Genomic DNA, 17954 nt, shown 5'->3' with positions numbered 1-17954 from the left:
CATGGCGTCCTCCTGCCCGCCGGGGACGGCATGTCCCCCAAGCCGGGCTGGCAGGGCGTCGCACGGCGCCGGGTGCCAGGCAGCGCCCCAAACCCGGTGGGCGGTGCTTCCGCCGTGGCAGGGCGTGGTTTTCCATCAGCTCACATGGCTGGCCCCCGCGAAGGCCTGCCAGGCCAGTGGCAGCCCTCGCTGAGCGGGCGGTGCATGGCCACACAGCACCTGCGCGGCCCGGGCCGCCACGGTGCGCGCGGCCCCCTCTACGTGCACCTCGAGCGCCGAGAACAGGCTGCCCGTGGCCACCTGCTCCGCCCACCGCCCCAACGAGCGCCAGCGGCCGGGCATGGCCCCGGTGTGCTTCCAGTCATTCACCAGGCCGCGCACCTGCTCCACGCCCAGGCCGCACAGGCCCCAGAGCGCCAGCGCCAAGGCGATGGCCGCTGCCGAGAAGTGCTTGCGCGCCACCGCCGACGCCGGCAGCACCGTCCATACCGCCCCGCAGCCCTGGCACTGGTAGCGCCGGCACGCCAGCACCTGCGTGCGTGCCGGCTGCCCCGGCCCGGGCGGCCCCGCTGCTGGCGCTGCACCAGTCCGTGCCCGTGGATGCGCACTCGCCCGCCCTCGTACGCCGGCTGTCCACACCGCCCGCACGTGCGCGGCCGGGCCTCTTCCACCGAGGGCGGCCAGGACTTGACCTCACCTCGGAAACGAACGATTCCTTCCTCGCTCCGTGCTCCTTCTCCCAAGTCGTGGTGCGGAGCCCGGCCCGTGACGTGTGCAAGACGTCACGGGCCACTTCTTCTCCTGCGCTCTCAGCTCGCCGGTGGCCCCATGCCCTTGGGCTCCGCCCTCCCCGCGACGTGCTCTACGAGTGCTGGCCTGGCCTGACACGGACCCGCGGGGGCGGGTCTCCAGGGACGACCCTCCCTCTCCCCACCTCTTCGCCGGGTTTTCTGATGGAATCCTGGCCACGCCCGGGGGCCTCTCCATCATTCTGCCTGCTCACCCGGGCCCACTTCTCCCTCATCCAGCGTGCTCGGCAACAACCCCCGCGCGCTTGCTTCACGTACGCCAACACACTCCGCCTGCCTCCTCATCTCACGCAGGCGAACACGTCGAAGTCGAACGTCTTCCTCAGAAGTTCCGCCCAGTCCACTCGCGGCGTCCTCTCCTTCTGCGGCTCCTTCCTGGCCGCCGCCTCAAGTGCCACGCTCGTCTCCCCCGCTCCTGCTGCTTGGGGGAGCGGCACCGGCTCATCGAGCGCACCAAGGCCGGCCTGGAGCACGCCCGGGCCCAGATCAAGCGCTTGGGGCGGCCACCGGCCTCGCCGGTCCGAACCGCGGTCCGGGCAACTGCCCCTGGCTCCCAGGGTCTCACCGGGTGTAAGCGGTTTCCCGTCACCCGCCCCCAAAAGAAGGGTTGATTCTCCTCACCGCGGGGCGAGTGTAGGACGGCCAAGTCTGGCCGAACTCATCAAGCTCGCGCGCCGAGCACACGACCGTGAGCCAGCTGCCTTCCGTGTGGCGCTTGAGGCGCGTCAGCCCGGCGTAGACCAAGGCGAGGGCCTTCGGGTCGGCGGCGGCGTCGACGTAGATGACGAGCAGCCGCGTCTCCCAGCCCTTGAAGCTGTGCAGCGTCGTGGCCTTCACGCTGGCGTCGCCCATGAAAAAGCCCATCTTTTGGCGCCGCTGCTCGATGTTGTCGGCGGAGAAGGTGTTGAGCGTGCGAATCCTGAATCGGTCTTCCAGCAACTGAGACACTTTAGCTCCGACGCTCGTGGCCTCGCTCAGCAGCGTGATGTCGGCATTGGCTAGGCCGTTGCGGCCCGTCAACCTCATCAGCGCGCGGAGTTCGTCGGCGCAGACGCTCGTGGCATCGGCCTCGTCGCACTGCACCCATCGCAGGGTGCAAGGATACAGATTGAGGTCGCCCTGCTCGGGCTCGGGCAGCTGCGCGGTCTCGGCCGGCAGGAATCGCTGCGCGAAGTCGCGTGCCATCTCCAGCGCCGTGGGCGGCAGCCGATAGCTGACATCGAGCTGAGCCCACCCGCCTCGGAACCCTGCGCCCTGCATGACCTCGTCGGTCCAAGCCTTGGCCGTACCGTAGACGTCCTGCGTTGCGTCGGCCACCAGCATCATTTCGCCGCCGGGCATGAGAGCCTTGCGCAGCGCGCTCCACCAGTGCGGGCGGAGGTCCTGACCCTCGTCGACGAGGATCGCGTCATACTTCGCGGCCCCGGGCTGCTCGACGGCTTCGCTGGCCAGCGCCGGGATCTCGTCGTCGAGCAGGACCTGCCGCTGCCCCCGGGACGATTCGACCGCCCCCCGCACGAGATGGTGGTACCGGGCATCCCACCCGGCCTCGTAGCACACGTGTTTGCACCAATAGTGGAAGTGCATGAGGCGAACGTTGTTCATGCGCTGCGGCGAGTCGATACCGCGGACCATCAGGTCGCGCAGGTAGTGCCACAGCGTGATGTTGAAGGTGACCACGAGCACCTGCTTGCCTTCGTTCATCAGCCGTGCGGCCCGAGCGGCGAGCACCAGCGATTTACCCGAGCCGGCGGGCCCTTTGATGCGTCGGTAGCCAGACTCGGTGCGCGTTTCCGCCAGCGGGCGCTGACGGCGATCAAGCATCAACGGCTCGCGCTGCGTCGACGAGAAGTCCGGCTCTACGAGCCAGCCACGCAAGTCATCGGCCAAGGCGTTGGTCATCAACCGGGAGTGCGCGCGCTGCGATTCGGGGAAGATGCGCCGCAGGTCGGCGGCGGCGACCGCTTCCGTCCCACTGATAGGCTCGTAGCACGCGTAGACTTCCCCGTCGCGGAAGGGTGCAAGCAGTCGCTCGACGCGCGAGCCTGCGGCAAACGGGAATATGACGCCCGCGGTGATCGCCCCCCAGCCGTCGTGCCGGTCCGGGCGCGAGTTGTAGCCGAGCCGAGGGCAGTACAGCTCGTAGAGCTCCCGCCGGTATAGTTGGACCTTTGGAATCGGGTTGTCTGCCTGGATGCAGAACGCCTTGCCATCGCGCTCGGCCCACAGCGTCTCGACCTCGTTGCGATCCTTCTTCAAGAAATAGCGCATCGCGTCGAGGTTCCAGTCCTTGACCTCGAAAACGGCGATGCCCACCTGCGGGTTGAGCAGCACGAAGTCCGGGCGCAACCCGTTGAGATGGGGCTGGACGTAAATCTCCCACCCCGGCGACAGGCAGTGATCGAAGACCGAGAGCACGGCCTTCTCGCCCGCCGTCAGCGGCTGGCGAAGCCGGTTATGCGCATCGAGCGGCGGGTGGATAATCCTTTTCACGCTGAGAGTTATCCATACCACGTAATCCTCCGCACTCCTTGTGCTGGCCGGGTGATTTTCGGCGGAGGGACGCCTCGCGAACGCCAGTCGGCGGGAACTCCCGAGGCAAACGTTCAGGGGGATCAGCAAAGAGCATAGGTGCGAACATCTCCCGCAGTGGAGCTATGCACCCAGAACCGGTTTGAACCGCTCCTCCAGCTTCCTCGTGGCCATGTACGCGCGGACCCAAAGGACTGCGAGCACCGGGCAGAGCAGCAGCAGGACCGTAATAATGATGGCGCTGACCATGGCCCCCTCCGTGGGGCGCTTGCCCCACCTTCAAGTCAGGCTGGTAAGTCTACGAGAACGTCGGGTCTCCGGGTGGACTCGCCCGGACAGATGGACGCCCCATTTACAGAGGGAAAACAGGGGTGTTGCTCTGGTCCCGAGTGGGGGCGGCTCCGCCCTTAGCGGCTTCGATTCCCGCCACCTCCATCCACCTTGAGGGCTAGAGGTCGAAGAGCCAGCGGGCGTCGGTGCCGGTGTAGCCGTGAGCCGAGGCCGAGTGCAGTAGGAAGGACTGAATGTCCTGCGCAGCAGCTCTGCCTGGTTCAATCGCGGCGTCCTCGCCCTCATCAGTTCCTTCCTGGCCGCTGCCTCGAGCGGGACCAGGGCGCCGAAATCCTCACCGTGGCCTGACCCGGACCCGCGCTCCCCGGGTCATTCCCCCTTCCGGAGGGAGGACCGCGGGTTCGCCAGTTGGCGCTTGAGGGACTTGAGCCGGGCGAGCTCGTCATGGAAGACGCGGTCCACCAGGGGCATCAGGCGGGCCTCCACTCCGGCGCGTTCCGCTGGCGGTAGGCGTTGGATTTCGGCGAGGACCTGATCGCGGCCCCGCTGTGCTTCGAGCACGGCGAGATTCGTGGCCATGATGGCCTCTTGTGCCCTGGCATACCGCTCCAACGCTGCCTGCTGTCTGGCACTTTGGAGCTGCTCGAACGCGCGAGTCTCCTCCCGCTCCCGGATGAGCGCCGCGACGAGCCTCATCAGTTGGCTGAACTCACTTCCCATGCGTCTTGTCACTGATGGCCAGCTCGACGAGCCGCGGCAGCTGGTCCACCAATGCCTTGCGCGAGTCGTTGTCCAGGTCAGGGATCCTCTGCAAGGCCTGGCTCGTGGCGGAGATGATCTCCACCACCGCCTGTGCCCGTGTCCGGACGCCCTGACGCACCTCGGCGAGCCGGTCGATCTCCGCACGCATCTTTTCCACGACGTGGCGCGTCTTCGCCTCGATGCGCTCGACGTCGGCCCGGCCCTGCTCCCGGATACGGTGGATGGCCACCAGCTCCCTGGCGACGGCCCCGAGGTCCTCGACGAAGCGCAGGCCCGTGTCGAGCACCTGGTCCATCTGCTTCTCGGTCAGGCGGGTCCCGGATGAGGCGGAGCCAGCCTCCGCGCGCGGGAGGACTTCGACCCTGGGCCGATTGGGGAGATCGAGGATGTCGTCACTCATCATGGCTCCTGCGAGAGGTACGGGTTGAAATGGGCGCGAAGCTCCTTCACGCGCGTGAGCAAGGCCTCTAGCTTCTCACGTTCTCCCGGGCGAGCGCTCTCGGCCTCCGCGATGGCACGCTCGCTGTCGCGGATGAGGCTGTCGTAGATGGTATCGACGCCCCCCACGTTGGCTTCGTGGATCTGGGGAAGCTGTGATTCGTGAACGTCCTTGACGACCTCCTCGCGCCACGACTCCAGGGTCTTCCCCATGCGCTCCTTGACCTCGCCCTTCCACCGGTTCGCGTCGACGACGAAGGTGATGACCTCGATGAGGATGTTCACCGCGACATTGATGCGCTGCAGCACGCGTTTGGTGAACAGCTTGCCAATCTGACGGTAGACCTCGCGGCCGAAGGTCTTGCCGAAGAGGTTGCCGACCCTCGACACCAGCATCTTGACCACGTTCCCGGCACCGGCCGCGGCCCCCCCGATGCCCCCCACGCCACGCAACAACCCGTGGACGGCGGACCCCCCCAGCCGCTGCAAGAGGTTCCTCACGAGGTTCTCCGTCAGCCTCCCCACTGTGTCGTTCTCGAGCCGGACCGTGCGTTGGATCTCCATGACCGCGGTGTTGGCGATCTGCTTCAACTCCTCATCGAGACGCTCCAGTTCCTCCTGGATCTGCGTCTCCAGCGCACGTCCCGCCTGACGGACCTCGAAGGGAAGGGCATGCGCGCTCAGCCACTCGACGCAGTCCTCTTTTCCCAGCCACTTCCCCGAGGCGTCGACGTCCCGCTCCAGCCGCTCCCGCATCTGCGTGGCGTGCCACTCGATGCTGGAAGGGAGTGCCACCCCGAGCCGCTCCGTCGAGCGGGACACGGCCTCGAGGGAACGCCTCCGGGCCTCCTGGAGGAGTGCGATCTGCTCCAGGATGAGTCGGAGCTCTTCGTCGCCGCCCCGGAGCAAGGCGACCCGCTGCTCGAGGTTCGCCACTCCCTCTTCCCACAGGCGCAGGAGCAGCCCGGCGATGTGGCGCCGGACGGCCTCCAGCCGCCGGGGTTCACGGGCCATGGTGCAGATGCGCGACCACAGCACCTCCGTGTCCGGCAGGGCCGGCGTCTGTCTCGCCACTCCCGTGGAGGGATGGGGCGCCGTGGTGGACTCGATGATGAGTGTCTCGGGCTCGTAGCGGAGGCAATCGGCGGCGTTGCGCACGATCTCCCGCACGCGCTTGTCGTTGGCGGTGGTGCCTGGAGGCGCGCGGTTGACGACCAGCACGACCGGGAGCTCCGGATCCTCCTCCCTCGCCTGGTGCACCAGTTCGAGCAGCTCCTGGTCCGACTGGCCGAAGCCAGTCCGGTAGCCCGCGACGAAGACGATGAGGTCGCTCTGCGGGAGGAACTGCCGCAGGACCTCCTCGTGCTCCACGACGATGGAGTTGAAGCCCGGCGTGTCGAAGACGTGCAGGCCCGCCGCCTCGGGCCGCGAGGGGGGGAAGCGCACCTGGAGCCGCAGGAGGTCCGCCGGGGGCGCTTCACACAGCTCCAGGAACCGCTCCCGCTCGAGTTCCTCCTGGGTCGCATCCCGGAAGATGGAGAAGTAGCGGTCCTTGGACGTGTCCAGGCCCACTAGATGGGTGACCGTGGCGGTGGTGGGCCGCGCGAAGGCGGGGAGCAGGGGGCGTCCGATGAAGGAGTTGATGAGGGTGGACTTTCCGGTGCTCGTCTCGCCCACCACCGTGACGAAGCACTGGGGGGCACGCAGCCGCTGGTGCAGGAGCGTGCCTGCCGCCGAGAGCTCCTCCTCCTGGGCGTCGCGAAGGATGGCGACGAGCTCCTCCGCCACTCCCGCCAGGTGCTGCTCCGGTGAAGAGCTCATGACCGCACCTCCGGGAATTGGGCGAGGTATTTCTCGAGGGCGGAGCAGTCCGCGGCCACGCGCCCATGCTGCCGTGCACGCTCGTCCTTCTCGGTACGAAGGTCGGCGAACACCTGCTCCCGGTCGGCGTCGAAGCGCTGCCTCTGCTCCTGCATCCACTGGTTCAAGAAGGTCTCCACGTGGTCAGAGAAGCCCCGCACCTGCGCGAGCGTGTCCCTGGAGGCCTCGGCGATGAACCGGTCGATGGCGGCGAAGACCTCCGGCTCCACGTTGCTCGCGCGACTTTCGGTCGCGGCCTTGCGCGCCTTGCCACCCGCCCAGCTTCCGAAGAAGAAACCGAGGGCGCCCCCGATGATTGTACCCACGGCGACTCCGACCGGCCCGCCTGCGGCCCCGATCTTGGCCCCCAGCGCGGCTCCCCCCAACGCCGAGAGCGCGCCGCCCCCCTGGGGCAGGACGTTCTCGTACCGGGTCCGCTCCTCCTGGTCGACCGTGAACCGCCCGCTGAACTTCTGGCCCCTCCACGCGTGGAGGCCCGCGAACCGCTCGCCGAGCTTGTCCTGTAGCACCAGCAGGTGGGTTTGGACCTTCTCGAAGAGCTCGTCGGCCTGGACCGACTGCTCATCCTGGAGGGCACGCACGAGCCGGTGGCCATCGACGATGCCAGCACGCAGTTTGGTGCGCATGTTGTTGCGCAGCTCCGCCGCCGCGTTGCGCGACCAGGTGGAGATGTCCTGACGGATGGTGGCCAGTGTCTCCTCCATGTCCCCCCGCGCCTCCGACAAGCGCGCCTTGAGCTGGGTGAAATAGACGTCGAACTGCTCCTGCTGCTGCTTCATCCGGGCCTCCACTGTGGCCCGGTCACCCGAGAGGGACTTGAGCCGCTCGTGCGCCATCTCGAGGGCGTAGGCCATATCGGCCCGGAGCGTGGCACCGATGTCGGCGCGGATGCGCTCGGGCCAAGTGTGCGCGGTCCGGGCGAGCACATCGAGAAGTGGGGGCAGTCCCGCCGCGTCGAGCAGCGCCGCGTCCTGCTTCAGACTGCCCTCGAGGGCCCGATACGCGTTGACGAGATGGATGGACGGCATGGGCACGGCCAGCCGGTTGCGCTCGATGATGCCCTGGAGGACCTTCTGGTTGTGCTCGCGCCCATCCGCGGCCTCCTCGGCGGGCTCGTCCGTCCACCAGTTCTGCACGAAGAACGCAGTGGGGAGGCGGGCCCACCAGGTGGTCACGAACAGCGACTCGGACCGCGTGATGGGCGGGGTGGTGCGCAGCATGAAGAGCACTCCGGCCGACTCCTCCAGGTAGCGGCGGGTGGTCTCGAGGTTGGCGGCGGTGAGGCTACCTACGCCGGGAAGGTCGACCAGCACGAGGCCGGATTCGAGCAGTGGCCGGTCGGACTCCAAGACGACCTTGGAGACGCCGAGCTGATTTCCCGGGTTGTTGCCATTGTGGACGAATCGCCCGAGCGACTCCTCGTCGGCCGGTACGCGCTCGGTCCTTCCGTCCTGGAAGTGGATCACGGCCTCCATGGCGGGCTCGCGCGCATGGCGGATTTCCACGGGCACGCAGGTGGTCTCGTCCGCGTCGATCGGCAGGACCGGCCGGCCAAAGGCAATGGCGTTGAGGAAGGTGCTCTTCCCCGTCCCCTGGATTCCCGCGACGGGAACGACGAACCGGCGCAGCCCCAGACGGTCACGAAAGAGCGCATACCGTTGGGCCGCTTCACCGGCCTTGCCACCACCGTACTGGTCGACGAGCCGGGCCAACTCGCCGTCCGCGAGCAACGACTCGAGGGTGTTCCGTGCGTTCATGCCAATCATCCGAAGAGCCTCCGGTACCAGGGGCGGTCGAGACGCCGCAGCTGGGCATTCTGTTCTTCCAGTAGCTTCCTCTGGGCATCCAACAGCTTCCGCTGGGCCTCCAGCAGCTTCTTCTGCTCCTCGAGCAGCCCGGTCTGTGCCTCCACCCGCTGCGTGAGGGTGTCGAACCGCTCGAGCAACCTCGAGGGGTCGATCTCCTCGCGCAGGCGCCGCTCCAGGGTCTGCAGCCGTTCCTCGTGCGCCTGGCTGGCTCGATCGAAATGCTTCCGGGAGAGCATGCTCCCGAGCTCACTTCGCAGCTCCGAGGCCCAGGGGGGTTCGGCCTGGGCCGCCACCTGGAGCGACTCGGAGAGCCTGTGCACCACCTGCTCGGTCTCCCGGTCCACCTCGAGTCGGACTGTCTCCAGCATGCTTTTCGCGGTATTCATGGCGTTGCTCGGGGATTGCTCGAAGGGGTCATTGCCTCTCGCCAGGCGCGCAGGACGGGGGCGGCCTCGAACCCGGCCGGAAGATCGTGGTCCCGCAGCCCGGCGAGCCACTCCTGCTCGTCCGCCAACGTGCGGAGCAGCTCGCCCTCCAGGAACAACCGATCGGCGAGGTACGAGAGGGCCACAGAGTCGTGGTTGGCGAGCACCCCGTCCACGGGCACCGGAAAGCTCTCCGCGAAGCCGCGGAGCTCGAGGAGCGCCTCCGCCAGCGTCTGCGCGTGGAGAACGCCCTGGAGCGATTGCGGAACGAGGACGAGGCCCTGGGTCTGGCCGAAGCTCCGCACCAGCGGCGAGCGGCGGAGCATTCTTTGCGCGGCACCCGGCTGCTCGATATCGATGAGGAGGAACGTCGTCGCAGGTTTCCTCAAGAAGGAGGCGGTCGCCTGTTGAAGCTCCGCCTCGGGTGTCCGGCCCTCGGCATGGACGCATAGGAGCGCCTCCTCCAACAGGGGTTGACGAGGCCGGGTCTCCAGGAGGACCCCGGAAAAGTCCTCGGGGACGGGGGGCAGGAGGTCGTACCAGAAGCGTTGGACGAAGCGGCCCAGGACGTCCGGATCCCACGCCCAGAGCAGCACCCGGTGCCGCACCTCGGGCCGCCGATCGCCGATGCGAGCCAGGCAGTGCTCTCGAGCGGCCAGGAAACGCCGGCGGGAGAGGTGGCGCGCGAGCTGGAGGACCGCCAGGACGTGAGGCGCGGTCTCGTACACGACGGCCGTCTCCTCGACCCCGTTGCCGCCCACCACGTTCGCGGGCGGAGCCGGCCGTGCCTTGCGGACCTCTTCCTCAAGGCGCTCACAGAGGGGCACGAGGGCCTCCGCCGCCTGGTGGCGCTCCTCATTCTTCGCGGCGGAGCGCTGGAGTTGCTCGAGTGCCCGCTGCCGTCGCTCCAACTCCTGCTGGAGACCGTGCTGCTGAGCCAGGATGGACTGTCGGAGACGGGTGGCGTTGTTCTCGAGCCAACCCACCTCCTTCTGTGTGAACTCGGCCAGCCTCGCTCGGAGGGTGGCGACTTCGACGATCGTCGAGTAGCGGGTCTCGATGTTGTACCCGGAGTCGGAGCCGAAGAAGCGCGCCACCATGGGCAGGAAGCCCTTCTTCTTCTCGCGTACGGTCATGGACCGCGTTTCGGTGGGAACGTGGAGGGTCCGGCGTGAAGCGCCCTGGGGGGCCTTGAGGAGATAATCATCCGGCCGGAGGTTGAGCTCCTGGGCAAGCTCTCGCAGGGCCTTGCTCGCTTCGTCGAGGGCCGCGATGACGGAATCCGCCGTCCTCACATGCCAGGCATCCACTTGTTGCGCCAGCTCCTCCGCGCTGGAGACGTCCTCCTCGGAGAGAGAGGCCGCCTGCCGCTCGAACCGGGAGGCGGCTTTGCGCGTGTCCTCTCGCAGGGTTTCCAGCTTCCGGTGGAAGACCTTCCCGAGTGCGTCGAGACGCTGCCTGGCCGCGGAGATGGCCGCCTGCTCGTCGCTGGCGTAGGTCCGCCCGGGCGCGAGCGCTCCGGTGGTGCTCTCGCGCCGGATGATGCGCTGGAGGTGCCTCGCGAGTTGCTCGCAGCGCCCGATGACGAGGGCCGGCTCGAGCGCCCGAAGGTGCTGTCCGATGGCGCCGACAAGGTCCGGAATGTTCGAGGCGCCCATGTTGCCCCGGAGGGACTCGAACGCGGAGACCTGGAGGATGGGGACAGCGGCGCCGCCCGGCTCGCCCAGGGCCGTCCTCACCAGCCGCCGGAGCCGCTGGAGGTGGTCTCCGGCGACCTCGGCCCGGCTGCGCTGGACGACGCCGCCCGGCCCCAGCTTGGGCTCGATGGCATCGATCATGTTCTGCACGAGGACCAGGGGCTTGCCCTCGCTGGAGATGCGCTCCAGGTAGCCGGCGACAGCACCGTCACTGCTCGCCTTCGCCGTGGTGAGGAACACCACCATGTCGACCGTCGGGAGGAACTCGACCAGCGTCAGCCGCTCGTGCGCATCGGTGGCGTCCAGGCCCGGTGTATCCACCAGCGCGACGTCCTCGCCGAGCAGGAAGGTTGGCGAGAAGACCTCGATCTCCTTGATGCCCTGCTCGTTGTCCGGGTTGGTCTTCTCATCGCAGACGAAGGAAAGCCTCGGTCCGAGGTCCTCCGTGACACGCTCGGTCCTGCCATCCTGGTAGTGGATGAGGGCGTGATGCTCCGGGCCGCGGCGACAGACGACGAGTGTGTTGGAGCTGGGACGCACCGCGGAGGGCAGGAGCCTCTGGCCGAGCAGCGCGTTCACCAGGGTGGACTTCCCGGAACTGGTGATGCCGATCAGCCCGACCCGCCAGGCGCGTGTGCGCCACGCCTGCCGGCGTGTCTCCATCCAGGTGAGGTCTTCGAGGAAGTGCTCCCGGAGCTCGCCGGTGCGAGCCAGGACGTGCTCGGCGCTCTCAAGGAGATCGAGCAACGCGGGCGCGTCATGCGAATTCAGCAGCTTCGTGCGACTGGTGTTCTTCATGTCCACCCCGACAGACGACGCTCCATGTCTCCGAGGAGCGTCGGGCTCTGTCACCCCCTCTTTCCAGCGCCCGGCTGCGTGCCGCACGTGCGGTGGAAGTATAGGCGGAGAGAGGCCGGTTGTGTTCCGGCCCCGGGCTGAGCTGACGCCGCGGGGAAGTACACCCACACCGGCGTATGAAAAGGATGGGAGGCCTGTGGAGGGAGTGGGCTGGTGCGGAGAGGCCGAGGAGGGCCGCTGACGGGGCCGGACGCGTTGTGCGCTAGGCTGGTGGAGAGGCCGCGCAGTCCCCTTGGGGGGTTCCGGCGAAAGAGGTGTCGGGCAACCACGAATCTCCGACGCCTCTCTGTCGGCCGGTGCACTCACGCATGGGGCCACGCTGGTGGGGACGTTCGGCTACATGCCCATCGAGCAGTTCGGGGGAACCGCCAGCCCGGCGAGCGATCTCTTCGCCCTGGGGCCACCGTGCTCCACGTACTCACCGGGCGGCACCCCGCCGAGCTGATGACCGAGGGATACACGCTGCGCGTCGGAGGCAACCTCCCGGTGTCCCCGCGCTTCCGGCGCTATCTCAAGAGGCTCGTCGCGCGCGATCGCTCCGGGCGCTTCGGCACCGCCCAGGAGGCGCTGGCGGCACTCGACGCGCTCGAGACGGCGGGACCGTCGTCAGGAGAAACGGCCCTGGTGGGCCGGGCGGAGTCCTCGGTCCACGGCCTCATTCCGAAACCCGAGAGACTGCACGTCGAGGACACAAGCGAGTCTTCCTACCGCCCAGACTGCGGGTTCGATTTCCGCCGCCGGATGGGTGGCCTGCTGGGTGATTCGAGCCGTGCCGCCATCCTGCTGGCGCTCAGGGGGAGCGCGGTCTGCTCGGCATCTCGTGGTGAATCGCCGTCTCACCACTCCTGGCGGAAGACGACCTTCCCCTGCCTCTGCACCAAGCGGACGTTGGCGAGCGCCTCGATGCCCCGGGACGGGTCACCGTCAATGACCACCACGTCCGCGTCTAAGCCCGGGGCGAGCCGGCCTGTCCTCGCTTCCTGGCCGAACTGTGTCGCGGGGCTCGTCGTCAGGCTCGCCAGGATGTCCCGCGCAGAGAGCCTTGCCCGCTGCATCAGGACGTACTCGCGTCGTAGGTCGTCGTCGGTCATGTATCCCACGTCCGTGCCGAAAACCGCGGCCTACTGGGCCTTGGGCTTGGGCCCTGGCGCAGGCTCCGGGGCCGGCTTCGCGTCGTCTCCGACCACCGCCGCCACCGCGAACATCACCAGTCCCACGAAGCCCGCCAGCGCGAGCAGCTCTCCCCAGCCTGAAGAGGCCTTGGGCTGCCTGTTCACTGCCGCTGCGGCCTGCTGCGCGCGCTGCATCGCGTCCAGGACCCGGGCGTTCAGTTGCTGGACGTCGAGCCCGAACACCTGGGCAATCAGGCTGAAGTGGTAGGCATCCGGCTGCTTCCCGCTCTCGATCTTCGACAGCATCGACTGGGAGATGCCCAGCCGATGGGCCAGCTCGGCCTGGGTCATGTTCCCGTGCTGCTTCCGGAGCTGGGCAATCACCTGACCCAGGACCAGGCCGTAGGCCTCGCCTTCCTTGGAGTCCGGCCCGCCAGAGGCTTTGTGCGCGCGCGTCATAACCCCTCTTTCATAAACCGCCGACCGGGGCGCTTCCAGGTCAAAGGAGTTGGCTTGGGTAATTTGGAATAAAATTCCTATGTCAGCTTGCCATCCCAGATTCGTGGGTTAGTTAAAGGAGCCCTCGTATGCCGGTCTGGTGGGTTACTCCGCCAGCAACCCCCCGGCATGAAGGGCCTGGGACAAAAACCCATGAAAATTCAAGGACGTATCACGGTGCTGCAGGAACTCACGGGCGGTGGCCTGGGGAAGCTCCTGAAGTGCCGGGACGAGGCGGGGCAGTTGTTCGTCGTCAAGGCTCCGAAGGACGCCTCGCCGGAGAACCAGCAGCTCATCGATGACGAGGTCCGGCGGTTCCAGCGGCACCAGGGGCGCTACGTCGTGCGGTACTTCGAGCCCGTCCTGGTGGACGGGCGCCGGGGCTTCGCGATGGAGCTGATGGACGGGGATCTCACGCCCCTGGTCCGGCAGCGGCTGCCCGTGGAGCGGGTGTTGGGCTACCTGTTCACGGTGGTCCAGGGGCTGGAGGAGGTCCACGGCTCCGCGCCGGGCGCGTTCCACGGCGACCTGAAGACGGGGAACATCCTGCACAAGGACGGGGTCGCGAAGCTCGCGGACTTCGGCCTCGCCCGGGGCGGCGTGGGGCAGACGGCCATGTTCGGCAAGCACAACGGAGGAACGCCGGGCTACATGCCTCCAGAGGGGGTGGCGTCCCAGTTCGGGGACATCTACTCCCTGGGGGCGGTGGCCTTCGCGCTCCTCGTGGGCCGCGAGCCCCAGGCCCGTGAGCTCTTGCGGATCCACATTCCGGGAGCGCCCGACTTGGAACAGCTCATCAACCAGATGCTTTCGACCCAGCCGGGCCTGCGGCCCAGCATCAGCCAGATCCGGGTGCGGCTCGAAGCGCTGCGGGGCCGGGCGCCGGCCCTGGCGCCGGTGCGGCACTTCCTCCCGAAGCGCAACGCGCTCCGGACCCCGCCCGCTCCGCCTCCGGCCCCGGTTCAGCCGTCGTCCGGTTCCGGTGTGGGCATCGCGGTTGCCCTGGCGGCGGTCGTGGGCTTCGGATTCCTCCTGGTGGCGAGCAAGGACTGACCATGGCCGAATCGCGTGCGCATCAGAGGGCGAAGTTCCGCTCTGCGGGCTTCGGTGGCCAGGTCGAAGTCCCGCTGCCCAGCGGCAGGCGGCTGGACGCCCTGTCGTGGAACGGCGTCTGGGGAACGGAGGTGGAGACGTCCGGCTCCTTCTCGCGACTCCAGCTCGCGGTGGAGCGGCTCCTGGAGAGCGGGGCCCGGCAGCGGGTGCTCAAGGTGCCCGAGCGCCACATGCGGCTCGCGGCCGTCGTGCTCCGCCGCATGGGCGTTTCCGCCTGGGTGCGGAACATGCATGGATCGGAGGAGTTCTTCGTCGGTGTCTGAGCCGGTGGCACGTTCTGGAGCGCTCTCTTCGGGAGCTTCCGGCGGCGGGGTCGATTCCCGCCGCCGCCACTGGATGTCGCAAGGCCCTGGCCGCCATCAGGCGAGCCGGGGCTTTCCCCTGCCAGCGTGTACGGCAGCGCACTGAACGGGCCGTCTACCCTGCTGCCCGCTTGCTCAACGCAGGCGTGCGATTGGCCGTGCTCCCCTTGTCGCTCGGCACTGCCGCAGGCCCCAGCTCCACGCGAAGTGCCTCCGCGAATGCCGTTGGAAGCGGCTGCGTGGGCTCGTCGGCCAGACCGTATTCATCGATTCGGGGCGATGCCCCCAAGAGGAATTCCAGCCATTTCTCCCGGAGCCGGACCGTCCTTTCGAGGCGCTCGTCGATCGTGTTGGCAATCAACGGGAGGTGCACGTCGAGCGTGGTCTCGGGGTTCCGCTCCCGCATCCGCTGAACGAGCGAGCCCAGGCGGTCCACACGGCCTACGCGCTGCTCCAGCTGCGCGGGGTTCCAGGCGAGATCATGGTGGACGACACGCCGGCAGTGGTGATGGAGATCGAGCCCCTCCTGCATCACCTCGTTCGCCACCAGCACCATGGGAAAGAGCGGCGTGTTGAAGGCCTCGCGAAGCCGTTCGCGGCTCTCGCCCTCCACGGTGTGGCGCACGATGGCGCCAGCACGGACAGCGTCATCGAGGACCTCTTTGCGGCGCTCTTCATCCAGGCGGCTGATGTACGTGAGAAACCGTCTCAGCAGATCGCACCAGGGGCGGCCGGCAGGGCTCGTCCAGAACCGATCGACCACTGGCAGCAGCGCGCGCGACTCCACCGACTCCACGTCCACGCCTTGCGCCTTCGCGAACTCGAGCAGGTCCGGGAGGAAGGACACGTTGCGCGCGACGAGATAGCTCGCGAGCCGCTCCACCGTCCGCACACGAAGTTCTGGAGGGACTTCGAAGAGGGGGCCCTGGAGATAGGCCCAGAGGTGCTCGCGACGCAGCACGAGCGCCACATCGGCCGCGGCGATTGACCAGGACGGTGTCCGGTCGCCCTGGGCAAAGTCCTCCACGTCATCGGCCACCAGATCGTACCCGAAGGGGACGAAGCGCTCGTCGGTGAGGTGCTCGAGCGCCTTGGAGTCCACGCCTCCATCCAGAGAACCCTCGCGGATGAGGAGCGCCACCGCCTGCTCGACGCAGCGCTTGAGCAAGGACCAGTCGATGCGCTCGGCTTGCGTCTTCGTGACCTTCTGGCGCCGCAGAATGGCGTTGGCTCGCTCGACGACCTCCTCCAGGCGCTCCAGCCCCAAGTCGCACCCATTGAGCAGCGTCGCGAGGTAGCGCTCTCTCATGGCGAGGTAGAGCGCGTCCTGAGCGCGGTTGAAGCGATCGCGCAAGCGGGAGTGGTGCCCATCCACCCGCTTACCCTCCACCTCATGCTCGAAGATGTCCTCGTGCCGGGCGGAAGGGAACACCCGGCGCCAGCGCCCGAGGAGGATCTCCTCCCATTGGGCCTCGATCTGCCGCTTCAGCTCATGAAGGGTCTCGACCCGCGCACAGAAAATCAGCGTCTTCTCATCGCGCTCGGCGGCTGCCAGCGCATCGCGCACGACGTGGTCCACCTTCGGGTGCCCCCCCCGCTCGCCGCACAACCCGCCGACCACCTCCTGGAGCAGGCTCCGGTACGACTCCGCGTCTCCACCGAGAGGCGCCCGGGTCTCGTCCGCGAGCAGCGCCCCCTCGCGCGCGGCGCCATAGGACGAGACCATGTTGATCTGCACGGCGGCCTTGTGCGTGCGGCTCTTCTCGCGAAACATCGCGGCGATGAAGCGCTCGTAGAGAATGAACGGCACGCCCGCTCCCCCCTTGGGCCGCAGGCGTGTGCGGTGGCTGAGCCGGTACACCCTCTTGTCTTCCCGGAGGCTGCGAATCATCCAGCGCCGGAAGCCGGGCTCGATGCGCTCGCGCTTGAGCGTGAGGAGGCGCCGAGCCCCCGCGACGATCGGCCGCAAGGCGGGATCCTGCGGGGCGGTGAGCAGCTCGGGATCCTGTGCGAACCAGGCGCCGAAGTCCGCGGCGACCGCCCCATCCACCCGCGCCCAGACCCGCTCCAACTCGTCATAGGCGCGCGTGTAGTCAGCGACGTCGGCGAGCAGTTGCTTGGCCTGCTCCATCAGGTCCGCGGGCGCGGAGGTAGCCAGGGCGAACAGCGCGAGCACCTGCTCCAGCTCACCGACCGTCAACTGGAACGGCGTCGCTGTCAGGAAGAGCGCTTTGGCGAACCGCCCTTCAAAGACCGTCCGCACTCCGGTCGCTCTCACCGAGTCCGCGTTCTTCAGCTTGTGCGCCTCATCGACGACCAGGAGGTCGAACTCCGGGATGAGGCGCCCGGCCAGGCGGAAGCGGAGATCCGCCAGCGCATAATCCACGGCGCCCTGCGAGGCGAACCCGTCATAGTTAGGCTGCTCCCACAGGGCGTCGAGTGAATAATCGCCCAGCCCCTTGTGCAGTCGGAGTGCCTCCCGGACATGGGGCTGAACCGTCTTCCAATCGAAGGTGTCGAGGAACCAAGCCTCCTCCACCCTAACGCGAGCCGTAACGCCGTCTCGATACCGGCGGAAAATCGCGGCAATCTGGTTGCCGGCAAGCTCGCGCGCAGTGGCCCAGAGCGAGAGCAGGTACGCCTGATCCGAGAGCGCACGGCCTCCCGCGAAGACGTTCACCGGCGCGATGACGACCTGCGTGGCCCGTGCTTTGTCGACGAGCTCCGCCAGGGTGCGCGCGGCCTCGAAACGCCCGGCGAAGCCTGGGTACATGGGCCTGCTGGAGTCGCAGAAGGCGCGCAGCTCCTTTGTCCACTTCGTGTTGAGGTCAGGGCCCGGGGTCAGGATGAGCGCACGGGCTTCTGGGCGGCCGTGGAGCCGTGCGGCCAACACGCCCAGCGCTTCATATGTCTTGCCCATCCCCACCTCGTCCGCCAGCACGACCCCCGGCTGATGATCGAGGAGTTCGAGGGCGCGCAGGACGGTATCCTCTTGGCGCTCGATGTCCCGGGCCGGGACGGTGGCGCCCGCCCGGGCATCCAGGTGGAGGAAGCTCCGCAGCCAGGCCCGGTCACGTGCCGACATGACGCCCTCCCACTCCGTAGAAACGCAGCACCGCGCCGAGCCAGGGGTGCGAGCCATCCGGTGGGGCCAGTTGATCCAGATCGGTGCGAAGGCCCGTTACCAGCTCATCGAGCAGCTGGCGCTTCATCTCGCGGTCTGCTCCGTCTGGGAGCTCCACCCGTTGAAGCTCCCGCAGTAACTCGCAGCCGTACATCCACACCTCGTCATCCGAGACCTCCTCACGGGAAATACCTCGGAGCTGTTGCCATACCGCACGGGCCCCTGTGGAACCCAGGAGCCGGTGGCGGAACGCGGCCACCGTGGGGGCCGTTGAGAGGTCCTCGCGGAGCCCCCACCACGCCTT

Annotated in this window: 15 protein-coding genes; 2 read left to right on the top strand and 13 right to left on the bottom strand. The window is 67.9% G+C overall.

What is annotated here, in order from left to right:
• Nucleotides 1–135 precede the first annotated feature (135 nt).
• The 11 genes from JQX13_RS34510 to JQX13_RS34465 all read right to left on the bottom strand — a co-directional run bounded on the left by JQX13_RS34510 (nucleotide 136) and on the right by JQX13_RS34465 (nucleotide 13072).
• A complete protein-coding gene (locus JQX13_RS34510) occupies nucleotides 136–531 on the bottom strand; it encodes a hypothetical protein (RefSeq protein WP_203403714.1) in 396 nt (131 codons plus the stop codon).
• A gap of 863 nt (nucleotides 532–1394) precedes the next feature.
• A complete protein-coding gene (locus JQX13_RS34505; protein ID WP_203403713.1) occupies nucleotides 1395–3302 on the bottom strand; it encodes an AAA family ATPase in 1908 nt (635 codons plus the stop codon).
• Nucleotides 3303–3464: 162 nt separating this feature from the next.
• Nucleotides 3465–3590, bottom strand: coding sequence for a hypothetical protein (locus JQX13_RS55635; RefSeq protein ID WP_275424892.1), 126 nt, complete (start codon nucleotides 3588–3590; stop codon nucleotides 3465–3467).
• A 411-nt stretch (nucleotides 3591–4001) separates the two neighbouring features.
• The gene (locus tag JQX13_RS34500) at nucleotides 4002–4352 is read right to left on the bottom strand and encodes a hypothetical protein (RefSeq protein WP_203403712.1); all 351 of its coding nucleotides are present in this window, start codon (nucleotides 4350–4352) and stop codon (nucleotides 4002–4004) included.
• A complete protein-coding gene (locus tag JQX13_RS34495; RefSeq protein WP_203403711.1) occupies nucleotides 4342–4797 on the bottom strand; it encodes a hypothetical protein in 456 nt (151 codons plus the stop codon). The genes JQX13_RS34500 and JQX13_RS34495 overlap by 11 nt, the downstream gene beginning before the upstream one ends.
• Complete coding sequence (locus tag JQX13_RS34490; protein WP_203403710.1) at nucleotides 4794–6653, bottom strand: dynamin family protein; 1860 nt, start codon at nucleotides 6651–6653, stop codon at nucleotides 4794–4796. Before JQX13_RS34490 ends, JQX13_RS34495 begins: the two co-directional genes overlap by 4 nt.
• Nucleotides 6650–8470 carry a dynamin family protein gene (locus JQX13_RS34485; protein WP_203403709.1) on the bottom strand — a complete coding sequence of 607 codons (1821 nt, stop codon included), beginning with the start codon at nucleotides 8468–8470 and terminating at the stop codon, nucleotides 6650–6652. Before JQX13_RS34485 ends, JQX13_RS34490 begins: the two co-directional genes overlap by 4 nt.
• Before the next feature lie 5 nt (nucleotides 8471–8475).
• Nucleotides 8476–8907: a hypothetical protein gene (locus JQX13_RS34480; protein ID WP_203403708.1), complete on the bottom strand. Its 432-nt coding sequence runs from the start codon at nucleotides 8905–8907 to the stop codon at nucleotides 8476–8478.
• Entirely contained in the window at nucleotides 8904–11441 is a 2538-nt protein-coding gene (locus JQX13_RS34475) for a dynamin family protein (RefSeq protein ID WP_203403707.1), read from the bottom strand. The genes JQX13_RS34480 and JQX13_RS34475 overlap by 4 nt, the downstream gene beginning before the upstream one ends.
• A gap of 896 nt (nucleotides 11442–12337) precedes the next feature.
• Nucleotides 12338–12592 (bottom strand): amidohydrolase family protein, encoded by a 255-nt coding sequence (locus JQX13_RS34470; RefSeq protein ID WP_203403706.1) that lies wholly within the window; start codon nucleotides 12590–12592, stop codon nucleotides 12338–12340.
• Between the two features lie 30 nt (nucleotides 12593–12622).
• Entirely contained in the window at nucleotides 12623–13072 is a 450-nt protein-coding gene (locus tag JQX13_RS34465) for a helix-turn-helix domain-containing protein (RefSeq protein WP_203403705.1), read from the bottom strand.
• A gap of 192 nt (nucleotides 13073–13264) precedes the next feature.
• Between JQX13_RS34465 and JQX13_RS34460 the strand changes: the two genes are divergently transcribed.
• Complete coding sequence (locus tag JQX13_RS34460; protein WP_203403704.1) at nucleotides 13265–14164, top strand: protein kinase domain-containing protein; 900 nt, start codon at nucleotides 13265–13267, stop codon at nucleotides 14162–14164.
• Between the two features lie 2 nt (nucleotides 14165–14166).
• On the top strand, nucleotides 14167–14487 hold the full coding sequence (locus tag JQX13_RS34455; RefSeq protein WP_203403703.1) for a hypothetical protein: 321 nt from the start codon (nucleotides 14167–14169) through the stop codon (nucleotides 14485–14487).
• A 154-nt stretch (nucleotides 14488–14641) separates the two neighbouring features.
• On the opposite strand, the gene JQX13_RS34450 is transcribed toward JQX13_RS34455, so the two are convergent.
• Together JQX13_RS34450 and JQX13_RS34445 are read right to left on the bottom strand one after the other, a co-directional pair.
• Nucleotides 14642–17611 carry a helicase-related protein gene (locus JQX13_RS34450; RefSeq protein ID WP_239014027.1) on the bottom strand — a complete coding sequence of 990 codons (2970 nt, stop codon included), beginning with the start codon at nucleotides 17609–17611 and terminating at the stop codon, nucleotides 14642–14644.
• Complete coding sequence (locus JQX13_RS34445) at nucleotides 17598–17738, bottom strand: hypothetical protein (protein ID WP_203403702.1); 141 nt, start codon at nucleotides 17736–17738, stop codon at nucleotides 17598–17600. Before JQX13_RS34445 ends, JQX13_RS34450 begins: the two co-directional genes overlap by 14 nt.
• Nucleotides 17739–17954 lie beyond the last annotated feature (216 nt).

This window comes from Archangium violaceum, assembly GCF_016859125.1.
In the GTDB taxonomy this organism is placed as follows: Bacteria; Myxococcota; Myxococcia; order Myxococcales; family Myxococcaceae; genus Archangium; species Archangium violaceum_A.
The sequence above is the reverse complement of the archived record's forward strand: the minus strand, read 5'-3'. Positions and strand labels throughout refer to the sequence as shown.

Excerpts from the sequence above, each read along its gene's own strand:
- JQX13_RS34495 (WP_203403711.1), bottom strand. The coding sequence starts at position 4,797 with ATGATGAGTGACGACATCCTCGATCTCCCCAATCGGCCCAGGGTCGAA.
- JQX13_RS34490 (WP_203403710.1), bottom strand. The coding sequence starts at position 6,653 with ATGAGCTCTTCACCGGAGCAGCACCTGGCGGGAGTGGCGGAGGAGCTC.
- JQX13_RS34470 (WP_203403706.1), bottom strand. The coding sequence starts at position 12,592 with ATGACCGACGACGACCTACGACGCGAGTACGTCCTGATGCAGCGGGCA.
- JQX13_RS34450 (WP_239014027.1), bottom strand. The coding sequence starts at position 17,611 with ATGTCGGCACGTGACCGGGCCTGGCTGCGGAGCTTCCTCCACCTGGAT.
- JQX13_RS55635 (WP_275424892.1), bottom strand. The coding sequence starts at position 3,590 with ATGGTCAGCGCCATCATTATTACGGTCCTGCTGCTGCTCTGCCCGGTG.
- JQX13_RS34465 (WP_203403705.1), bottom strand. The coding sequence starts at position 13,072 with ATGACGCGCGCGCACAAAGCCTCTGGCGGGCCGGACTCCAAGGAAGGC.
- JQX13_RS34455 (WP_203403703.1), top strand. The coding sequence starts at position 14,167 with ATGGCCGAATCGCGTGCGCATCAGAGGGCGAAGTTCCGCTCTGCGGGC.
- JQX13_RS34485 (WP_203403709.1), bottom strand. The coding sequence starts at position 8,470 with ATGAACGCACGGAACACCCTCGAGTCGTTGCTCGCGGACGGCGAGTTG.
- JQX13_RS34445 (WP_203403702.1), bottom strand. The coding sequence starts at position 17,738 with ATGAAGCGCCAGCTGCTCGATGAGCTGGTAACGGGCCTTCGCACCGAT.
- JQX13_RS34460 (WP_203403704.1), top strand. The coding sequence starts at position 13,265 with ATGAAAATTCAAGGACGTATCACGGTGCTGCAGGAACTCACGGGCGGT.
- JQX13_RS34475 (WP_203403707.1), bottom strand. The coding sequence starts at position 11,441 with ATGAAGAACACCAGTCGCACGAAGCTGCTGAATTCGCATGACGCGCCC.
- JQX13_RS34500 (WP_203403712.1), bottom strand. The coding sequence starts at position 4,352 with ATGGGAAGTGAGTTCAGCCAACTGATGAGGCTCGTCGCGGCGCTCATC.
- JQX13_RS34480 (WP_203403708.1), bottom strand. The coding sequence starts at position 8,907 with ATGAATACCGCGAAAAGCATGCTGGAGACAGTCCGACTCGAGGTGGAC.